Raw genomic sequence first — 1,674 nt, forward strand, 5'->3', positions numbered from 1 at the left:
TATTTTAATTTAAAATCGGAATTCTAATGTGTATAATCGACAATTCTAAGCAAGTATATTCGAATGGATTTACAAGAGGTTTTTATTAGAAATCTTAAAATGTATCGTAAACTGGCAAAACTTACGCAGGCAGAATTGGCGATACAGATTGATAAGAGTTTTAATTACATAAATACAATTGAATGTGCAGGTTCTTTTACGCCGCCACAGACAATTCAAAAAATCGGGACAAGCAAATCCCTGTCCCCGATTCAATTTTCCGTTTTCAACTTTCAGTTTACTTTGTTGGGTTAAAGCTTACCGTGCGCATAATGTCGCCGAAGACTCCAGCGGCTGTAACGCCTGCACCTGCTCCGTATCCTCTGACTGTGAGCGGAATCGGGGTGTAGCGTTCGGTCTGGAATACGAATGCGTTTTCGCCGCCGCGTACTCCGAAGAGAGGGTCTTCCGGTCCTACTTCAAGCATGCCGACCGAAACTTTTCCGTCTTTAATGCTTGCTCCCATTCGCAAAACTTTGTTTTCTTTTTTAAGTTTTGCCATCTTTTCTTCAAAGTATGAATCAACTTCAGGCAGACGCTTTAAGAATTCTTCGGTTGTACCTTCGATTGAGAAGCCTTCCGGGAAGATTGAGTTCATTTTGATTGAATCAAGTTCGATGTCCATCCCGGCTTCACGGGCGATGATGAGTGCTTTTCGTGCAACATCAGTGCCTTTGAGGTCGTCGCGTGGGTCAGGTTCAGTGTAGCGGAGCTCTTTTGCTTCAAGAACGGCTTCGCTGAATTTTTTGCCTTCGTCGAGCTTTCCGAAAATATATGAAAGAGAACCCGACATGATTCCGTTGAAGCCTGTAAGCTTGTCGCCTGAATTAAAGAGGTTCTGCAGTGTGTCGATGATTGGCAATCCTGCGCCGACGTTTGTTTCGTACAGAAAGCGGCAGTGATTTGCATTCGCAACTTCTCGCAGCTGGTGGTAGAATTCCATGCTCATTGAGTTTGCGCGTTTGTTCGGTGTGGCAATGCTCATGCCGGCCTTAAAGATGTCAAGGTATCGGTTCGGAAGGTCGTAGCTTGCAGTACAGTCAACGAAAACCGGATTGAGCGGTTTGGTATCGCGCACGAATTCAAGAATTTCATCAACATTTGCTTTTTCTGTCGCTTTTTTGCTGAGCTCGCGCCAGTTAGAAAGATCGATTCCGTTTCCGTCTAAAATCATGCCGTCTAAAGTTGAAATTGCGCAGACTTTGATGTCGATGTTCTGTTCCAGAAGTTTGTCGTGCTGATCCCGGATCTGGTCAAGCAGTGCGCCTCCGATAGTGCCTGCACCGAAAGCAAAGACTTCGATTGGCTGGGCTGTATTAAAGAAGAAGAGATGGGCTGCTTTTACTGCAATGTCACCGAATTCTCCGCCGATTACGACAGAAATTGAGCGTTCAGAAGAACCCTGTGCGATTGCAAGAATGTTGATTCCTCGCTGAGAAAGTGAATTGAGGAATTTTCCTGCTACTCCGCAGTTTTCTTTCATGCCGTCGCCTACGATTGAAACGATTGCAGTGTGTTCCTGAACTTTGATTTTATTGATTACGCCTTCACGGATTTCAAGTGAGAATTCAGCAGAAAGAACATCTTCAACTCTCTGAGCTTCACTCTGCTTTACACAGAAAGAAATTGTGTATT

The 1,674-nt window shown here is 44.4% G+C and carries 1 protein-coding gene; it reads right to left on the reverse strand.

Going from position 1 to position 1,674, the window contains the following annotated elements; genetic code table 11:
• Nucleotides 1–277: 277 nt before the first annotated feature.
• Nucleotides 278–1,674, reverse strand: a 1,397-nt coding sequence (locus ACKI5B_RS09065) for an ACT domain-containing protein (RefSeq protein ID WP_407427962.1), incomplete at its 5' end; no start/stop codon positions are given.

It is taken from the genome of Treponema sp., from assembly GCF_045657965.1.
GTDB lineage: Bacteria > Spirochaetota > Spirochaetia > Treponematales > Treponemataceae > Treponema_D.